The following is a 16,566-nucleotide window of genomic DNA, read 5'->3' as shown; positions in this document are numbered from 1 at the left end:
CGATAAACCGCATGCATTGGTGGGCACGGTGTGCCCACCCTGGAAAAAATGATGGAAACCTTGATTACTCCCCTCATCGAACAACGCGCCGACCCGTACATCTACAAGCACACGGACGGTTACTACTACTTCACCGCGTCGGTCCCGCAATACGACCGCATCGAGCTGCGCCGGGCCGCCACCATCGAGGGCCTGGCCACGGCGCCCACGGTCGACGCCTGGGTGAAGCCGGACTCGGGCCCTTACAGCGAATTGATCTGGGCCCCCGAGCTGCACTTCAACATGGGCGCCTGGTACGTCTACTTCGCCGCCGCGCCGAGCCGCGAGATCAAGGACAAGCTGTTCCAGCACCGCATGTACGCGATCCGCAATACGAATGCGAATCCGCTGGAGGGCAGCTGGGAGTTCATGGGCCAGGTCGATACCGGCATCGACAGCTTCTGCCTGGACGCCACCACCTTCCAGCACAAGGGCGAGCTGTACTACCTGTGGGCCCAGAAGGACAGGGCGATCGAGGGCAATTCCAACCTCTACATCGCCAAGATGAAGACGCCCTGGCAGATCGACGGCGAGCCGGTGCTGCTGTCGAAGCCGGAGTTCGACTGGGAGACCCGCGGCTTCCGGGTCAACGAAGGACCGTCGGTGCTGCGTCGGAACGGCAAGATCTTCATTTCCTACTCGGCCAGCGCGACCGACGAGAACTACGCCATGGGCCTGCTCTACGCCAGCGAAGACGCCGACCTGCTCGACCCCGCGTCCTGGACCAAGGCAAGGGAACCGGTATTCCGCACCTGCTACGAGCACGGCATCTACGGACCGGGCCACAACAGCTTCACCTACGCCGAGGACGGCGATACCGTGATGCTGGTCTACCACGCGCGCACCTATACCGAGATCGTCGGCGATCCGCTGTGGAATCCCGACCGCCACACCTTCGTCAAGCCGCTGCGCTGGGACGAGGGCGGCATGCCGGTGTTCGGCCGTCCTTCCACTCTCTGAGGCGGCTCTTACGTGAGCACGCAAATCAGCCAGGCGCCCTTCGGCAGCTTGCCCGGCGGCGCCCCGGTCAGCGAATTCACGCTGTCCAACGGCAGCGGCATGGTCGTGAAGATCCTGGATTTCGGCGGCATCATCCGCGCGATCCACGTGCCCGACCGTGACGGCCGCCTCGACGACGTCGCGCTCGGCTTCGACACGCTCGAGCCCTACCTGAAGGACAGCCCGTACTTCGGCGCGCTGATCGGCCGCTACGGCAACCGCATCGGCAAGGGTCGTTTTGTCCTCGACGGCAAACCGGTCCGACTGGCGTGCAACGATGGCGAGAACCACCTGCACGGCGGCGCGCCCGGCTTCGACCGGCTGTTGTGGGCGTCCGCCATCGAAGGCGACAGCCTGGTCCTGCGCCACCGCAGCGCCGATGGCGAGCAGGGTTACCCGGGCAATCTGGATACCACCGTCCGCTACAGCCTGAGCGAAGACAACGAGATCGTGGTGCGCTTCCATGCCACGGCCGACCGGCCGACCCCGGTCAACCTGACCCAGCACAGCTACTTCAACCTGCGCGGCGCCGCCGGCGACCCGGTACCGGACGACGTCGGCATCCTGCAGCACGAGATCCTCATCGACGCCGACCGCTTCGTGCCGGTCGACGCCGGCCTGATCCCGCTCGGCCCCCTGGTCCCGGTCACCGGCACCCCCTTCGACTTCCGCCAGCCGCGCCCCATCGGCGAGCGCATCGGCCAGCCGGACAAACAGCTGCGCCACGGCAGCGGCTACGACCATTGCTGGGTGCTGAACGGCGGCGCTGGTCGTGGCGCAATGCGGCGCGCGGTGCGGGTGCGCGACCCGGAGAGCGGCCGCGTGCTGGAGTTGTTCACCCAGGAGCCGGGCGTGCAGTTCTACAGCGGGAACTTCCTGGACGGCTCGCTGGCGGGGAAGGGCGGCCGCCGCTACGCCTTGCGCAGCGGTTTCTGCATCGAGCCCCAGCACTTCCCGGATTCGCCGAACCAGCCTGCCTACCCGGACACGATCCTGCGTCCGGGCCGGACCTACGCGACCGAATCGCGCTTCAAATTTTCAGTGGAACCATAAAGACGATGATGCAACTGGTGGTGGACGGCCGCAATGTGCTGGGCGAAGGGATCATCTGGAACGAGCGCAGCGGACGCCTGCTGTGGACCGATATCGAAAACAGCGAGCTGTGGTCGCACGACCCGGGCAGCGGCCTGCTCGAGCGCTGGCCGCTGCCCGAGCGCCTGTGCTCGATGGCCCTGACGCCAGACGACGGGCGCCTGCTGCTGGCGCTGGCGTCCGGCCTGTCCTTCTTCGACCTGGCGACCGGCGAACTGGCGCGCATCTGCGAGGTCGAGGCCCACCTTCCGGGAACCCGCCTGAACGACGGCCGCGTGGACCGCCAGGGCCGCTTCGTGTTCGGCGTCTTCAACCAGGCCGAGAATCCGAAGGCGCCGATCGGCGGCTTCTACCGCCTGAACCGCGACCTGCGGCTGGAACGCCTGCCGCTGGGCGACGTCGCCATCGCCAACAGCATCTGCTTCAGCCCGGACGGCCGCACCATGTACTACTGCGATTCGGCCACGCGCGAAATCCGCTGCTGCGATTACGATCCGGCCGACGGCGGCGGCGTGGCGAACCTGCGTGTCTTTGCGCCGGCAGACGCCGCGCCGGGCGACCCGGACGGCTCCACCGTCGACGCCGAAGGCTGCCTGTGGAACGCGCGCTGGGGCGGCGGGCAGGTGGTGCGCTTCACGCCCGACGGCCGCGTCGACCGCGTGCTGGCGCTGCCGGCCCCGCAGCCGACCTGCCCGGCCTTCGGCGGCCCGGCCCTGAACGTACTGTACGTGAGCTCGGCCACGACCGGCCTGGCGCCGCAGGCGCTGGCGGCGGCGCCCGGCTCGGGCGGCGTGTTCGCCCATGCGCTGGACGTGCGCGGCCTGCCCGAACAGCGCTTTGGCGGCGCCTATATCGATACCTGAAACGATATCGATAAGCGCTAAAAATTGATTGGAAAGTTATCTGGCAGCACCTTAGACTTTCTTCCATATAACACGGAGGAAAGACACCATGTCCGATACAAAAAAGAAGCCCACGCTGCGCTCCGCGGCGTGGTTCGGCACCCAGGACAAGAACGGCTTCATGTACCGGAGCTGGATGAAGAACCAGGGCATCCCCGATCACGAATTCCAGGGCAAGCCGATCATCGGCATCTGCAATACCTGGTCCGAACTCACCCCCTGCAACGCCCATTTCCGCAAGCTGGCGGAGCACGTCAAGCGCGGTATCCTGGAGGCCGGCGGCTTCCCGGTCGAATTCCCGGTGTTCTCGAACGGCGAATCGAACCTGCGCCCGACCGCCATGCTGACCCGTAACCTGGCCAGCATGGACGTCGAAGAGTCGATCCGCGGCAATCCGATGGACGGCGTGGTGCTGCTGGTCGGCTGCGACAAGACCACCCCGGCGCTGCTGATGGGCGCCGCCAGCGTCGACCTGCCGACCATCGTGGTTACCGGCGGCCCGATGTTGAACGGTAAGCTGAACGGCAAGGACATCGGCTCCGGCACCGCCGTCTGGCAGCTGCACGAGCAGGCCAAGGGCGGCCAGATCACGATGCACGACTTCCTGGCCGCCGAAGCCGGCCACTCGCGCTCGGCCGGCACCTGCAACACCATGGGCACCGCCTCGACCATGGCCTGCATGGCCGAATCCCTGGGCACCTCGCTGCCGCACAACGCCGCGATCCCGGCAGTGGACGCGCGCCGCTACGTGCTGGCCCACATGTCCGGCATGCGCATCGTCGAGATGGTCAACGAAGACCTGAAGCTGTCGAAGATCCTGACGCGCGAGAATTTCGAGAACGCGATCCGCGTGAACGCCGCGATCGGCGGCTCGACCAATGCGGTGATCCACCTGAAGGCGATCGCCGGCCGCGTCGGCGTGCCGCTCGAGCTGGAAGACTGGACCGCGATCGGCAAGGGCACCCCGACCATCGTCGACCTGCTGCCATCGGGCCGCTACCTGATGGAAGAGTTTTATTACGCGGGCGGCCTGCCGGGCGTGATCCGCCGCCTGGGCGAAGCCGGCCTGCTGCCGCACAAGGACGCGCTCACCGCCAACGGCAGGACCCTGTGGGAGAACAACCAGGATGCGCCGATCTACAACGACGAGGTGATCCGCAAGCTGGACAACCCGCTGATCGACGACGGCGGCATCTGCATCCTGCGCGGCAACCTGTCGCCGCGCGGCGCCGTGCTGAAGCCCTCGGCCGCATCGCCGCACCTGATGCAGCACCGCGGCAAGGCCGTCGTGTTCGAAGACTTCGACCACTACAAGCAGCGCATCGTCGACCCCGACCTGGAGGTGGACGAAAACTCGGTGATGGTGATGAAGAACTGCGGACCGAAGGGCTATCCGGGCATGGCGGAAGTCGGCAACATGGGCCTGCCGCCCAAGCTGCTGGCGCGCGGCATCACCGACATGGTGCGCATCTCGGACGCCCGCATGAGCGGCACCGCCTACGGCACCGTGGTGCTGCACGTGGCGCCGGAAGCGATGGCCGGCGGCCCGCTGGGCATCGTCCGGGACGGCGACTTCATCGAGCTCGATTGCGCCAACGGCCGCCTGCACCTGGACGTGCCGGACGAAGAGATCAAGAGCCGCCTGGCGGACCGCGCCGAAAGCCACAAGCCGCCTGCACGGACCGGCTACCAGGGGCTCTACCTCGACCACGTGCTGCAGGCGGACGAAGGCTGCGACTTCGACTTCCTGGTCGGCTGCCGCGGCTCGGCCGTGCCAAAACACTCGCATTGATCACTGCGTTGCACCATAAACGAAGGAGACAAAGAATATGCTGCTCATCCAGTACACCACCGCCGCCGGCGCACGCCGCGTCGGCATCCTGAACGACGACACCGTCACCCCGATCCAGGGCTTCGCCTCGACCCTCGAGCTGGCCTGCGCCGCGATCGCCCGCGGCCACGGCCTGGCTGCACTGGCCGACGCCTCCGCCGCCGTCGGCGAGGCCGAATCCTTCGACGCCATCGCCATTGAGGGCCGCCTGCTGGCGCCGCTCGACCATCCGGACGCGGCCCACTGCTATGTCACCGGCACCGGCCTGACCCACCTGGGCAGCGCCGACACCCGCGACGCCATGCACAAGAAGATCGGCGGCGAGGTCGAATCGCTGTCCGACAGCATGAAGATGTTCCGCCTCGGTCTCGAAGGCGGCAAGCCGGAAGCGGGCACGCCGGGCGTGCAGCCGGAATGGTTCTACAAGGGCGACGGCTCGATCGTGCGCGCCGGCGGCCAGGACCTCGAGATGCCGGACTTCTCGCTGGACGGCGGCGAGGAGCCGGAGATCGCCGGCCTGTACGTGATCGGCGACGACGGCCAGCCGTGGCGCCTCGGCTTCGCGCTCGGTAACGAGTTCTCGGACCACGTGACCGAGCGCCAGAACTACCTCTACCTGGCGCACTCGAAGCTGCGCAACTGCGGCCTCGGCCCGGCCCTGCTGGTGGGCGAGCTGCCGCAGCACGTCGAAGGCGTCTCGCGCGTGCTGGACGCGGGCGGCAAGGTGCGCTGGGAGAAGGCCTTCGTCTCCGGCGAGCAGAACATGTCGCATACCATCGCCAACCTCGAATACCACCACTTCAAGTACGGGCTGTTCAAGCGCCCGGGCGACATCCACATCCATTTCTTCGGCACCGCGACGCTGAGCTTCGCCGACAAGGTGCAGGTCGCGGCCGGCGAGACCTTCGAGATCGCCTCGCCCCAGTTCGGCCCGGCGCTGCGCAACCGGCTGGCGGTGCACGACACCCAGTTTGCGAAAGTGAAGACCTTATGAGCACCACAATCACCGGCGAAGCACTGATCGGCGGCCAGCCCGAGCAGGGCGCGGGCGGCTCCTTCAAGGCCTGGAACCCGGGCTTGCGCGCGCACCTGGAACCGGCCTTCCACATGGTCGACCACGAACAGATCGACCGCGCCTGCCAGCTGGCCGGCGCCGCCTTCGACAGCTTCCGCGCCACCTCGGACAGCGAGCGCGCCGATTTCCTCGACGCCTGCGCCGAGCAGATCCTGGCGCTGGGCGACGAACTGGTCGAGCGCGCGATGCTCGAGACCGGCCTGCCGCGCGGCCGCATCGAGGGCGAGCGCGGACGCACCGTGGGCCAGCTGCGCCTGTTCGGCGCGCTGCTGCGCGAAGGCTCGTGGCAGGATCCGCGCATCGACCCGGCGCTGCCGCAGCGCACGCCGCCGCGCGCCGACCTGCGCAGCCGCCTGATCGGCGTCGGCCCGGTCGCCGTGTTCGCGGCCTCCAACTTTCCGCTGGCCTTCTCGGTGGCCGGCGGCGACACCGCCTCCGCCTTCGCCGCCGGCTGCCCGGTCGTGCTGAAGGCCCACTCGGCCCATCCCGGCACCTCGGAGCTGGTGGCGCGCGCCGTGGTCAGGGCGGTGCAGCAGTGCGGCCTGCCGGCCGGCGTGTTCGCGCTGCTGACCGGCACCGGCAACGGCATCGGCCAGGCCCTGGTGGCGCATCCGGCAATCCAGGCGGTCGGCTTCACCGGTTCGCGTTCCGGCGGCACCGCGCTGATGGCGGTGGCGGCGCAGCGTCCGCAGCCGATTCCCGTGTATGCCGAGATGAGCAGCATCAATCCGGTGTTCCTGCTGCCGGAAGCGCTGAAGTCGCAGGCCGCCCAGATCGGCAAGGACTTCGCCGCCTCGCTGGTGCTGGGTGTGGGCCAGTTCTGCACCAACCCCGGCCTGGTGCTGGCGATCGAAGGCGAGGGCCTGGAGCAGTTCTGCGCCGCCGCCACCGCCGCGCTGAACGAGACCCAGCCGGCCACCATGCTCTCGGCCGGCATCGCGTCGAGCTACCGCCGCGGCGTCGATGCGCTGCACGGCCACGACGCGGTGACGACCCTGCTGCGCCTGGAGCACGAAGAGCACCAGGGCCACGCCGCGCTGTTCCGCGTCTCCAGCAGCGAGTTCCTGGCGCGCGGCGAACTGCATGAAGAGATCTTCGGCCCGGCTTCGCTGCTGGTGGTCTGCCGCGACGTCGCCGACATGCGCGCCGTGGCCGAGCGCCTCGAAGGCCAGCTGACCGCGGCCCTGCACATGGTCGACGGCAGCGGCGACGTCGACGCGGCGCGAACCCTGCTGCCGACGCTGGAGCGCAAGGCCGGCCGCATCCTGGTCAACGGTTTCGGCACCGGCGTCGAAGTGACGCACGCGATGGTGCACGGCGGCCCGTTCCCGGCCACCGCCGACGGCCGCAGCACTTCGGTCGGGACCGGCGCGATCTACCGTTTCCTGCGTCCGGTCTGCTACCAGAACCTGCCGCAGTCCTTGCTGCCGGCGGTGCTGCGGGACGATAATCCGCGTGGTATCTGGCGGCGCATCGACGGCGCGCTCGGCAAATGAAGGGAGAGGGTATGAGCAAGTTGGCCAAGTATGGCAGCCTGGAAGGCAAGCGGGTATTCGTGACGGGCGGCGGCAGCGGGATCGGCGAAGCGATCGTCGCCGCCTTCGTGGAGCAGGGCGCGGCGGTGGCTTTCGTCGACATCGTGGTCGACGCCAGCGAGGCGCTGGTGGCGCGTCTTTCGCAGTCGCTGAAAGCGGGGCAGACGGCGCCGCTGTTCCGCCGCTGCGACATCACCGACATCCCGGCGCTGCAGCAGACCATGGCCGAGCTGGCGTCCCTGCTGGGCGACTTCGATGTGATCGTCAACAATGCCGCCAACGACCAGCGCCACCAGATCGGCGATGTCAGCGTCGGCTACTACGACGAACGCATCGCCATCAACCAGCGCCCGATGTTCTTCACGGTCCAGGCGGCGCTGGAAGGCATGAAGCGCCGCGGCGGCGGCTCGGTCATCAATTTCAGCTCGATGTCCTTCCACGCCAAGAACCCGGGCTACCCGATCTACGCCGCCACCAAGGCGGCCGTCACCGGCCTGACCCGCTGCCTGGCGCGCGACCTGGGACCGTTCAACATCCGCGTGAACACCGTCACGCCCGGCTGGGTGATGACCCAGCGCCAGATCGAGCTGTGGCTGGACGAGCACGGCGAAGCCGAGATCCGGCGCGCCCAGTGCCTGCCGGGCAAGCTGATGTCGGAAGATGTCGCTGCCATGGTGCTGTTCCTGGCGGCGGATGACAGCAGGATGTGCACGGCGCAGGACTTCGTGGTGGATGCCGGCTGGACCTGACAGCCAATCCTGGCAGCCCGCATCACCCATCCAGACATCGAATAAAAAATGGAGACCCGCATGAAAGTGTTCAAACCCTCGATCCTCGCGCTCGCCATGCTCGCCGCGTTGCCGGCCCTTGCGCAGGTGAGCCTGACCGTCGACACGTCCAAACCCGGCGCCGTCATCAACAAGAACGTCTACGGCCAGTTTGCCGAGCACCTCGGCACCGGCATCTACGAGGGCCTGTGGGTCGGTCCGGAATCGAAGATCCCGAACACCAAGGGCTGGCGCAAGGACGTGGTCGGCGCGCTGAAGGAGCTGCACGTGCCGCTGGTGCGCTGGCCGGGCGGCTGCTTCGCCGACGAGTACCACTGGAAGGACGGCATCGGCCCGCGCGGCAAGCGTCCGGTGAAGGTGAACACCAATTGGGGAGGCGTCCCGGAAAACAATGCGGTCGGCACCCACGAGTTCTTCGACCTGGTCGAGCTGCTGGGTGCGGACGCCTACGTCAACGGCAACCTGGGCACCGGCACGCCGCAGGAGATGGCCGAGTGGATCGAGTACATGACCTCGGAAGGCAAGTCGACACTGGCCGAGCTGCGCGCGAAGAACGGCCATCCGCAGCCTTTCAAGGTCGCCTATTTCGCCATCGGCAACGAAGCCTGGGGCTGCGGCGGGAACATGAAGCCGGCCTACTACGCCAATCTCTATAACCATTACAAGGCCTTCCTGAAGGCGCCGCCGGAAAGGCTCCCGAAATTCATCGCCAGCGGCGGCAACGACAACGACAGCAGCTGGACCGAGACGCTGAGCCGCGAAGCCGGCCAGGGCACCGACGGCATCAGCTTCCACTACTACACGCTGCCGACCGACAAATGGGAGAAGAAGGGCGCCGCGACAGGCTTCCCGGAAAGCGAGTGGTTCTCGACCATGTCGAATACCCTGCGCATCGACGACCACATCAAGCGCAACGTCGCCATCCTCGACAAGAACGACCCGCAGAAGAAAATCGGCTTCTACGTCGACGAATGGGGTACCTGGTACGACGTCGAGCCAGGCACCAATCCGGGCTTCCTGTTCCAGCGTAACACCCTGCGCGACGCGGTGGTCGCGGCCCTCAACTTCAACATCTTCCATGCGCACGCCGACCGCGTCCGCATGACCAACATCGCGCAGATGGTCAACGTGCTGCAGGCCATGATCATCACCGACAAGGACCGGATGCTGCTGACGCCGACCTACTACGCCTACAAGATGTACGTGCCCTTCCAGGACGCGACCGCGCTGCCGCTCACCCTGGCCAACAACACGACCTACAGCGTGAACGGCAAGGGTGTCCCCGGCATCAGCGCCTCGGCCGCGCGCGCCAGGGACGGCAAGGTCTACGTCGCCCTGGTCAACACCAACCCGCATGAAGCGACCGATGTGACGCTGGACGTGCCGGGCCAGGCCATCGGCAAGGTCGCCGGCCAGGTGCTGACCGCGGAGGCGATGGACGCGCACAACACCTTCGACAAGCCGCAGGCCATCAAGCCGGCGCCGTTCAGCGCGCAGGCCGCCGGCGGCAAGCTGACCGTCAAGGTGCCGGCCAAGGCCGTGATGGTGTTCGCGGTGGAGGGCTGACATGGCGCGCGTGTCATTACACGCCTCCTGCCTGGCCGCGCTCGCGCTGTGCGGCGCGGCGCAAGCGGCCCAGGTCAGCGTCCACGACCCAGTCATGGCAAAGGAAGGCAACAAGTACTACCTGTTCAGCACCGGCCCCGGCATCAGCTTCTACAGCTCGGCCGACATGCTGAACTGGAAACCCGAAGGCCGCGTGTTCGCCGGCCAGCCCAGCTGGGCGAAGAAGGCCGCGCCGACCTTCAACGACCATATCTGGGCGCCGGACATCCAGTACCACAAGGGTAAATACCTGCTGTACTACTCGGTGTCCGGCTTCGGCAAGAACACCTCCGGCATCGGCGTCACGAGCAACGCCACGCTGGATCCGCGCGCGCCCGACTACCGCTGGGAAGACCAGGGCATGGTGCTGCAGTCGGTGCCGGGCCGCGACCTGTGGAACGCGATCGACCCCAACGTCGCCGAGGACGACAAGGGCAACGGCTGGATGGCCTTCGGTTCGTTCTGGACCGGCATCAAGCTGGTGAAGCTCGACCCGAGCTGGACGAAGATCGCCGAACCGCAGGAATGGCGCACCATCGCGCGCCGCGAGCGCCCGGCCTTCACGCCCGACGAGGAAGCCGGCCCGGCGCAGATCGAAGGCCCCTTCATCTTCAGGAAGAACGGCTGGTACTACCTGTTCACGTCCTGGGGCCTGTGCTGCCAGGGGCCGAAGAGCACCTATCACGTGGTGGTGGGGCGGGCGAAGGAGGTTACCGGGCCCTACCTCGACCGCCAGGGCAAGGACATGGCGCAGGGCGGCGGCTCGCTCGTGATCGAAGGCGACAAGGACTGGCACGGCCTCGGCCACAACAGCGCCTACACCTTCTCTGGCCGCGACTGGCTGGTGCTGCACGCCTACGAGACTGCCGACAAGTACAAGCAGAAGCTGAAGCTGCTCGAGATGAAGTGGGACAAGGCTGGCTGGCCGATCGTCGACCCGGCGGATTTGAACCGCTACGTCAGCAAGCAAGTCCCATGAACATGACGCGGATCGCAGCGCTGCTACTGGTTTTCGGCGCAGTATCCGCGCAGGCCGCCGACCTGTTCCCGCTGCGCGACGTGCGCCTCGGGCCCAGTCCCTTCCTCGAGGCGCAGGCGACGGACCTGCACTACCTGATGGCGATGGAACCGGACCGCCTGCTGGCGCCCTTCCTGCGCGAAGCCGGCCTGGCGCCGAAGCAGCCCAGCTACGGCAACTGGGAATCGACGGGGCTGGACGGCCACATGGGCGGCCACTACCTGTCCGCGCTCGCATTGATGTATGCGTCGACCGGCGACGCCGAGGTGAAGCGGCAGCTCGACTACTTCGTCGCCGAGCTGAAACGTGCGCAGCAGGCGAACAATGAAGGTGAGATGCGCGGCTACCTGGGCGGCATCCCCGGCGGCCGCGCCGCCTGGCGCGAGGTCGCCGCCGGCAAGCTCCATGCCGATAACTTCTCGGTCAACGGCAAGTGGGTCCCCTGGTACAACCTGCACAAGATCTACGCCGGCCTGCGCGACGCCTGGCGCTACGGCGGCAACGAGGACGCGCGCGCCATGCTGGTCGAGCTGTCCGACTGGGCGCTGCGGCTGACGGCTAAGCTCGGCGACGAGCAGATGCAGACCATGCTGAAGAGCGAGCATGGCGGCATGAACGAGGTGCTGGCCGACGTTTACCAGATGACCGGCGACGCCCGCTACCTCGGGCTGGCATTGAAGTTCTCCGACCAGCGGATCCTGCAGCCGCTGGAAAAAAGCGAGGACAGGCTGAGCGGCCTGCACGCCAACACCCAGATCCCGAAGGTGATCGGCTTCAAGCGCATCGCCGACCTGTCGGGCAATCGGGACATGGAACAGGCGGCCGAGTTCTTCTGGCAGACGGTGGTCGAGCACCGCACGGTCGCCATCGGCGGCAACAGCGTCAAGGAGCACTTCCACGACGCCCAGGACTTCAGCCCCATGATCAACGAGGTCGAGGGGCCGGAGACCTGCAACACCTATAACATGCTGAAGCTGACCGAAATGCTGTTCGCCTCCAGCGAGAAGGCGCAGTACGCGGACTACTACGAGCGCGCCCTCTACAACCACATCCTCGGCTCGCAGCATCCGGGCACGGGCGGCTTCGTCTACTTCACGCCGATGCGGCCGAATCACTACCGCGTGTATTCGCAGGTGGACCAGGCGATGTGGTGCTGCGTCGGCTCGGGCATCGAGAGCCACGCCAAGTACGGCGAATTCATCTATGCGCACGACAGGGATGCGCTGTTCGTGAACCTGTTCATCCCCTCGACGCTGCAGTGGCGCGAGAAGGGTGTGCAAATCACACAGGCCAACAACTTTCCCGATCAGGCGGACACGCGCATCACCGTGGACGGCGATGCGCGCTTCACGATGAAAATCCGGTATCCGGCCTGGGTGGAGGGCGGCAAGCTCGTCTTGCGCGTGAACGGCCGCCTGGTGAAGGCGTCGGGCAAGCCGGGCGATTACGTCAGCATAGCCCGCGCCTGGCGCAAGGGCGACCGGGTCGAGGTCAGCCTGCCAATGCGCACGCACCTGGAACAGATGCCGGACAAATCGAACTATTACGCCGTCATGCACGGCCCCATCGTGCTGGCAGCGAAGACCAATCCCTTCGCCGGTGAAAAGCTCAACTTCCTGGCCGACGATTCGCGCATGGGCCACATCGCCTCCGGCCAGGTCTGCCCGCTGGAGTCGGCGCCGACCTTCGTCTCGGACCGCAAGGACTTCATGCGGCGCTTCAGGCCGGTGAAGGGCAAGCCGCTGACCTTCACGGCGCCGGGGCTGGTGCAGGGCGGGGCGGGGCCGATGACCGAGTTCATTCCCTTCTTCCGCCTGCACGACGCGCGCTATGCGGTCTACTTTCCACAGTCGACGCCGGGCGATTACGCGCGCATGCGGTCGGAGACGGCCGCCAGGGAAACCGAACGGCTGGCGCTGGATGCGCGGACCATCGACCAGGTGGCGCCGGGGGAGCAGCAGCCGGAGTCGGATCACTTCTTCAAGGGGGAGGGGGCGGAGGCTGGCGTCAACGCCGGGCGACATTGGCGGCATGCGACCCGGTGGTTCAGCTACCAGCTGAACGATCCGAAGCGTGAGGCCAGGGTCCTGAGGCTCAGCTTTGCGCGGGCGGATGGTGGGCGCAAGTTCGATATTGTCGTGAACGGAGAGCGCATTGCGGAGCTTGAACTGCCGCGCGACGAGGCGCAGGAGTTCTACACCCGTGACTATGCGCTGCCGCCAGCCTTGATACAGACCGGTAGTGCCAAGCTGGACGTTAAATTCGTCGCGAAAGCCGGCTCAGTGGCGGGTGGCCTGTACGGCCTTCGTCTGCTGCGCTGACAGCTCGGCGGCCATGTCGCCGCCTTTGTTCGTTGCGCCGATCGTCCGGCCGGCTACAGAGACATGTCTGGCCGCTCGATCTGCTTTTGTTTGCCATTTTTGGTAATGCGTATCCAAGCGTCGGCTTTATCGCGCTCTATCCGGCATTTGGCGTGGTCGTAGCGCGCCCAGACTTCGAATTCATCGTTAGCCAGCACGGCATCGGGCGGCATTGCCTCTGCAAACTTGGCTTGGGTCAAGCGTTTGTTTTCCTCTTTGTGGATGCGACAGGTGATCAGGTACTTGCTCAGGAACCTGACGAGATAGGCAGGCGATACGTCCTGCCCAGCGGCGGCTCTACGCATGAGTACCTTCATCAGTTCCGCTATCGGTATCACGTGTTCGCGCGTGCGTAAGGACGGATCTTTTTCGGCCTTGGCTCGTGGCGAGCAATATTCGGGCTCAGGATGTAAAAAGAAAATGCCGTAATGCCTCAAAAGATAGTTGAGTGCCAGTTTGCAATCAGGGTCATTGATGAGTATGGGCTCATCCTTCCGTGGACCGCGGCCGGCGCCGTAGGAAGTCAGGGTGGAGCAAATCAGGTGAAGCATGCCCTTGTGTGTTTGTGTTGCCATTTGCGCTAGAGGTCCTGCGATTCACGGTCGAGGTATCGGGGACAGCGATTTTACCGAATTTCTAACAGGTAATTAACTCCCTGCTCGTCGGTCTCGGAGTTTTGATGTCAAAACGCGTATCGCAACCGCCAAAAAATTGATTGGATGAGCATCCCTCATCCGTCATACCATGGGCACACAAAACAATACCGGAGACAAGTGATGCCCCTCCCAACCCGCAGGACACTCCTGGCCGCGGTCGCAGCCGCCGCATGCGCCGCCGTCATCATCCCCGTCCAGGCCGCGAAGCCTCTGACCATCGGCTTCTCCCAGGTCGGCGCCGAAAGCGAATGGCGCACCGCGAACACCGCCTCGATCAAGGACGCCGCCAAACAGGCCGGCGTCACCCTGAAATTCGCCGACGCCCAGCAGCAGCAACAGAACCAGGTCAAGGCGATCCGCTCCTTCATCGCCCAACGCGTCGACGTGATCGCGTTCTCGCCGGTGGTCGAAACCGGCTGGGAGACCGTGCTCCGCGAAGCGAAGAATGCGAAGATTCCCGTGATCCTGACCGACCGCGCGGTCAAGGTCAGCGATCCCTCGCTGTACGTCAGCTTCATCGGCTCCGACTTCGTGGAAGAGGGCCGCCGGGCCGGGCGCTGGCTGCTGGAGTATGCGAAGAAGAACGGCGACAAGCCGCTCAACATCGTGGAGCTGCAGGGCACCGTCGGCTCGGCGCCGGCCACCGACCGAAAGACCGGCTTCGCCGAGGCCATCGCCGGCAATCCGAAGCTGAAGGTGATCCGCTCGCAGACCGGCGACTTCACCCGCGCCAAGGGCAAGGAAGTGATGGAAGCCTTCCTCAAGTCCGAGGGCAAGAACATCAACGTGCTGTTCGCGCACAACGACGACATGGCCATCGGCGCGATCCAGGCGATCGAGGAGGCCGGCCTGAAGCCGGGCAAGGACATCGTCGTCGTCTCGATCGACGGCGTGCGCGGCGCGTTCGAGGCCATGAAGCAGGGCAAGCTGAACGTGACCGTCGAGTGCAATCCGCTGCTCGGCCCGACCCTGATGCAGACCGCGCAGGCGGTCGCCGCCGGCAAGCCGGTCGCCAAGCGCATCACGGTCGAGGAAGGCGTGTTCCCGGCCGAGCTCGCGGCCAAGGTGTTCCCGACCCGCAAATACTGAGTCGGCCATGGTCGACCTCAGTTCAACAATGCGGACGCCCGTCCTCGAGGTGACGGGCATTCACAAGCAGTTCCCGGGGGTGAAGGCGCTGTCGGACGCAGGCTTGCGCCTTTTTTCGGGCGAAGTCCACACGCTGATGGGCCAGAACGGCGCGGGCAAGTCCACGCTGATCAAGGTCCTCACCGGCGTCTACCAGCCCGACGGCGGCAGCATCCTGCTGGACGGCCGGGCAATCCGCCCGCGCTCCACGCAGGAAGCGCAGAACCTGGGCATCAGCACCGTCTACCAGGAAGTGAACCTGTGCCCGAACCTGTCGGTGGCGGAGAACATCTTCATCGGCCGCTATCCGCGCCGCTTCGGCATGGTCGACTGGCGCGCGATGCGCAGCCAGGCCCTCGATCTGCTGCAGCGACTGCAGATCGACGTCGACGTCGCCAGGCCGCTGGGCGAGTATCCGCTGGCGATCCAGCAGATGGTCGCGATCGCGCGCGCGCTGCTCGGCAAGTCGAAGGTGCTGATCCTGGACGAACCGACTTCCAGCCTGGACGAGGCCGAGGTGCAGACCCTGTTCGGCGTCCTGCGCCGGCTGCGCGAGGAGGGGATGGCGATCCTGTTCGTCACGCACTTCCTCGACCAGACGTATGCGATCTCGGACCGCATCACCGTGATGCGCAATGGCGAGCGCGAAGGCGAATATCCCTGTGCCGCGCTGTCGCGCCTCAGTCTGGTGAACAGGATGATCGGCGCGCCGGCCGATGCCGATGCCGACAATGCGGACGGCGGCGCGCAGGCAAACGGGCCGGCCGAGATCGGCGAGGTCTTCCTGCGCGCCCGCGGGATCGCGCGCAAGGGCGTGCTGGCGCCGGTCGACCTGGACCTTCACCGCGGCGAGCTGCTGGGCCTTGCCGGCCTGCTCGGCTCGGGCCGCACCGAAACCGCGCGCCTGCTGTTCGGCGCCGACAAGGCGGACGGCGGCAATATCGAGGTGAACGGCCGGCAGGTCGGCTTCGCCAATCCGCGCGACGCGATCGCCGAGGGCATCGCTTTCTGCTCGGAAGACCGCAAGCACGAGGGCGCGATCCTGCCGCTGTCGGTACGCGAGAACCTGATCCTCGCGCTGCAGGCGCGCCTCGGCCTGTGGCGCGCGATTCCGCTCAAACGCCAGCAGCAGCTGGCCACCGACTATGTCAGCTGGCTGGGCATCAAGACCGCCAGCATCGAGACGCCCATCGGCTCGCTCTCGGGCGGCAACCAGCAGAAGGTGCTTCTGGCGCGCTGGCTGGCCACCGAGCCGGGCCTGCTCATCCTCGACGAACCGACGCGCGGCATCGACGTGCGCGCCAAGCAGGAGATCATGGATTACGTCAGCAAGTTGTGCCGCAAGGGCATGTCGATTCTGTTCATTTCGTCCGAGCTGCCGGAAGTGCTGCGCGTGTCCGACCGGATGGTCGTCATGCGCGACCGCAGGGCCTGCGGCGAATACCGGCGCGGTGAGCTCGACGAGACCTCGGTGCTGCGCGTGATCGCGGGAGACACGGCGGGAGAAGCCGCAGGGGAGGCAGCATGAACGCACGTGT

General features: G+C 66.4%; 13 protein-coding genes. 12 read left to right on the top strand and 1 reads right to left on the bottom strand.

The window, feature by feature from the left end:
• Positions 1-48: 48 nt before the first annotated feature.
• The 10 genes from AM586_RS03970 to AM586_RS03925 all read left to right on the top strand — a co-directional run bounded on the left by AM586_RS03970 (position 49) and on the right by AM586_RS03925 (position 13,205).
• Positions 49-999 (top strand): family 43 glycosylhydrolase, encoded by a 951-nt coding sequence (locus tag AM586_RS03970; protein ID WP_052233817.1) that lies wholly within the window; start codon positions 49-51, stop codon positions 997-999.
• 12 nt (positions 1,000-1,011) lie between these two features.
• Positions 1,012-2,091 carry an aldose epimerase family protein gene (locus AM586_RS03965; protein ID WP_109370421.1) on the top strand — a complete coding sequence of 360 codons (1,080 nt, stop codon included), beginning with the start codon at positions 1,012-1,014 and terminating at the stop codon, positions 2,089-2,091.
• A 5-nt stretch (positions 2,092-2,096) separates the two neighbouring features.
• Positions 2,097-2,993, top strand: coding sequence for an SMP-30/gluconolactonase/LRE family protein (locus AM586_RS03960; protein ID WP_052233818.1), 897 nt, complete (start codon positions 2,097-2,099; stop codon positions 2,991-2,993).
• Positions 2,994-3,081: 88 nt separating this feature from the next.
• Positions 3,082-4,824 carry an IlvD/Edd family dehydratase gene (locus tag AM586_RS03955; RefSeq protein WP_052233819.1) on the top strand — a complete coding sequence of 581 codons (1,743 nt, stop codon included), beginning with the start codon at positions 3,082-3,084 and terminating at the stop codon, positions 4,822-4,824.
• 37 nt (positions 4,825-4,861) lie between these two features.
• The gene (gene araD1, locus AM586_RS03950; protein WP_052233820.1) at positions 4,862-5,857 is read left to right on the top strand and encodes an AraD1 family protein; all 996 of its coding nucleotides are present in this window, start codon (positions 4,862-4,864) and stop codon (positions 5,855-5,857) included.
• Positions 5,854-7,434 carry an aldehyde dehydrogenase (NADP(+)) gene (locus AM586_RS03945; protein WP_052233821.1) on the top strand — a complete coding sequence of 527 codons (1,581 nt, stop codon included), beginning with the start codon at positions 5,854-5,856 and terminating at the stop codon, positions 7,432-7,434. Before araD1 ends, AM586_RS03945 begins: the two co-directional genes overlap by 4 nt.
• A gap of 11 nt (positions 7,435-7,445) precedes the next feature.
• The gene (locus tag AM586_RS03940; protein ID WP_052233822.1) at positions 7,446-8,222 is read left to right on the top strand and encodes an SDR family NAD(P)-dependent oxidoreductase; all 777 of its coding nucleotides are present in this window, start codon (positions 7,446-7,448) and stop codon (positions 8,220-8,222) included.
• A gap of 60 nt (positions 8,223-8,282) precedes the next feature.
• Positions 8,283-9,827, top strand: a complete 1,545-nt coding sequence (locus AM586_RS03935; protein WP_052233823.1) for an alpha-N-arabinofuranosidase — start codon at positions 8,283-8,285, stop codon at positions 9,825-9,827.
• A 1-nt stretch (position 9,828) separates the two neighbouring features.
• A complete protein-coding gene (locus AM586_RS03930; RefSeq protein ID WP_052233824.1) occupies positions 9,829-10,845 on the top strand; it encodes an arabinan endo-1,5-alpha-L-arabinosidase in 1,017 nt (338 codons plus the stop codon).
• The gene (locus tag AM586_RS03925) at positions 10,842-13,205 is read left to right on the top strand and encodes a glycoside hydrolase family 127 protein (protein ID WP_307164074.1); all 2,364 of its coding nucleotides are present in this window, start codon (positions 10,842-10,844) and stop codon (positions 13,203-13,205) included. Before AM586_RS03930 ends, AM586_RS03925 begins: the two co-directional genes overlap by 4 nt.
• A 53-nt stretch (positions 13,206-13,258) precedes the next feature.
• Here the strand turns inward: AM586_RS03925 and AM586_RS03920 are convergent, their stop codons facing one another.
• Positions 13,259-13,819 carry a hypothetical protein gene (locus AM586_RS03920; RefSeq protein WP_156328178.1) on the bottom strand — a complete coding sequence of 187 codons (561 nt, stop codon included), beginning with the start codon at positions 13,817-13,819 and terminating at the stop codon, positions 13,259-13,261.
• A gap of 201 nt (positions 13,820-14,020) precedes the next feature.
• On the opposite strand from AM586_RS03920, the gene AM586_RS03915 reads away from it, so the two are divergent.
• Together AM586_RS03915 and AM586_RS03910 are read left to right on the top strand one after the other, a co-directional pair.
• Positions 14,021-14,989 carry an ABC transporter substrate-binding protein gene (locus AM586_RS03915; protein ID WP_052233826.1) on the top strand — a complete coding sequence of 323 codons (969 nt, stop codon included), beginning with the start codon at positions 14,021-14,023 and terminating at the stop codon, positions 14,987-14,989.
• Positions 14,990-14,996: 7 nt separating this feature from the next.
• Positions 14,997-16,556: a sugar ABC transporter ATP-binding protein gene (locus AM586_RS03910; protein ID WP_052233827.1), complete on the top strand. Its 1,560-nt coding sequence runs from the start codon at positions 14,997-14,999 to the stop codon at positions 16,554-16,556.
• Positions 16,557-16,566: the final 10 nt, after the last annotated feature.

It is taken from the genome of Massilia sp. WG5, assembly GCF_001412595.2.
In the GTDB taxonomy this organism is placed as follows: Bacteria; Pseudomonadota; Gammaproteobacteria; order Burkholderiales; family Burkholderiaceae_D; genus Telluria.
The sequence above is the reverse complement of the archived record's forward strand: the minus strand, read 5'-3'. Positions and strand labels throughout refer to the sequence as shown.

What these genes read in the sequence shown, in the direction of transcription:
- AM586_RS03970 (WP_052233817.1), top strand. Translation starts at nt 49, where the DNA reads ATGATGGAAACCTTGATTACTCCCCTCATCGAACAACGCGCCGACCCG.
- AM586_RS03960 (WP_052233818.1), top strand. Translation starts at nt 2,097, where the DNA reads ATGATGCAACTGGTGGTGGACGGCCGCAATGTGCTGGGCGAAGGGATC.
- AM586_RS03955 (WP_052233819.1), top strand. Translation starts at nt 3,082, where the DNA reads ATGTCCGATACAAAAAAGAAGCCCACGCTGCGCTCCGCGGCGTGGTTC.
- araD1 (WP_052233820.1), top strand. Translation starts at nt 4,862, where the DNA reads ATGCTGCTCATCCAGTACACCACCGCCGCCGGCGCACGCCGCGTCGGC.
- AM586_RS03945 (WP_052233821.1), top strand. Translation starts at nt 5,854, where the DNA reads ATGAGCACCACAATCACCGGCGAAGCACTGATCGGCGGCCAGCCCGAG.
- AM586_RS03940 (WP_052233822.1), top strand. Translation starts at nt 7,446, where the DNA reads ATGAGCAAGTTGGCCAAGTATGGCAGCCTGGAAGGCAAGCGGGTATTC.
- AM586_RS03935 (WP_052233823.1), top strand. Translation starts at nt 8,283, where the DNA reads ATGAAAGTGTTCAAACCCTCGATCCTCGCGCTCGCCATGCTCGCCGCG.
- AM586_RS03930 (WP_052233824.1), top strand. Translation starts at nt 9,829, where the DNA reads ATGGCGCGCGTGTCATTACACGCCTCCTGCCTGGCCGCGCTCGCGCTG.
- AM586_RS03925 (WP_307164074.1), top strand. Translation starts at nt 10,842, where the DNA reads ATGAACATGACGCGGATCGCAGCGCTGCTACTGGTTTTCGGCGCAGTA.
- AM586_RS03920 (WP_156328178.1), bottom strand. Translation starts at nt 13,819, where the DNA reads ATGGCAACACAAACACACAAGGGCATGCTTCACCTGATTTGCTCCACC.
- AM586_RS03915 (WP_052233826.1), top strand. Translation starts at nt 14,021, where the DNA reads ATGCCCCTCCCAACCCGCAGGACACTCCTGGCCGCGGTCGCAGCCGCC.
- AM586_RS03910 (WP_052233827.1), top strand. Translation starts at nt 14,997, where the DNA reads ATGGTCGACCTCAGTTCAACAATGCGGACGCCCGTCCTCGAGGTGACG.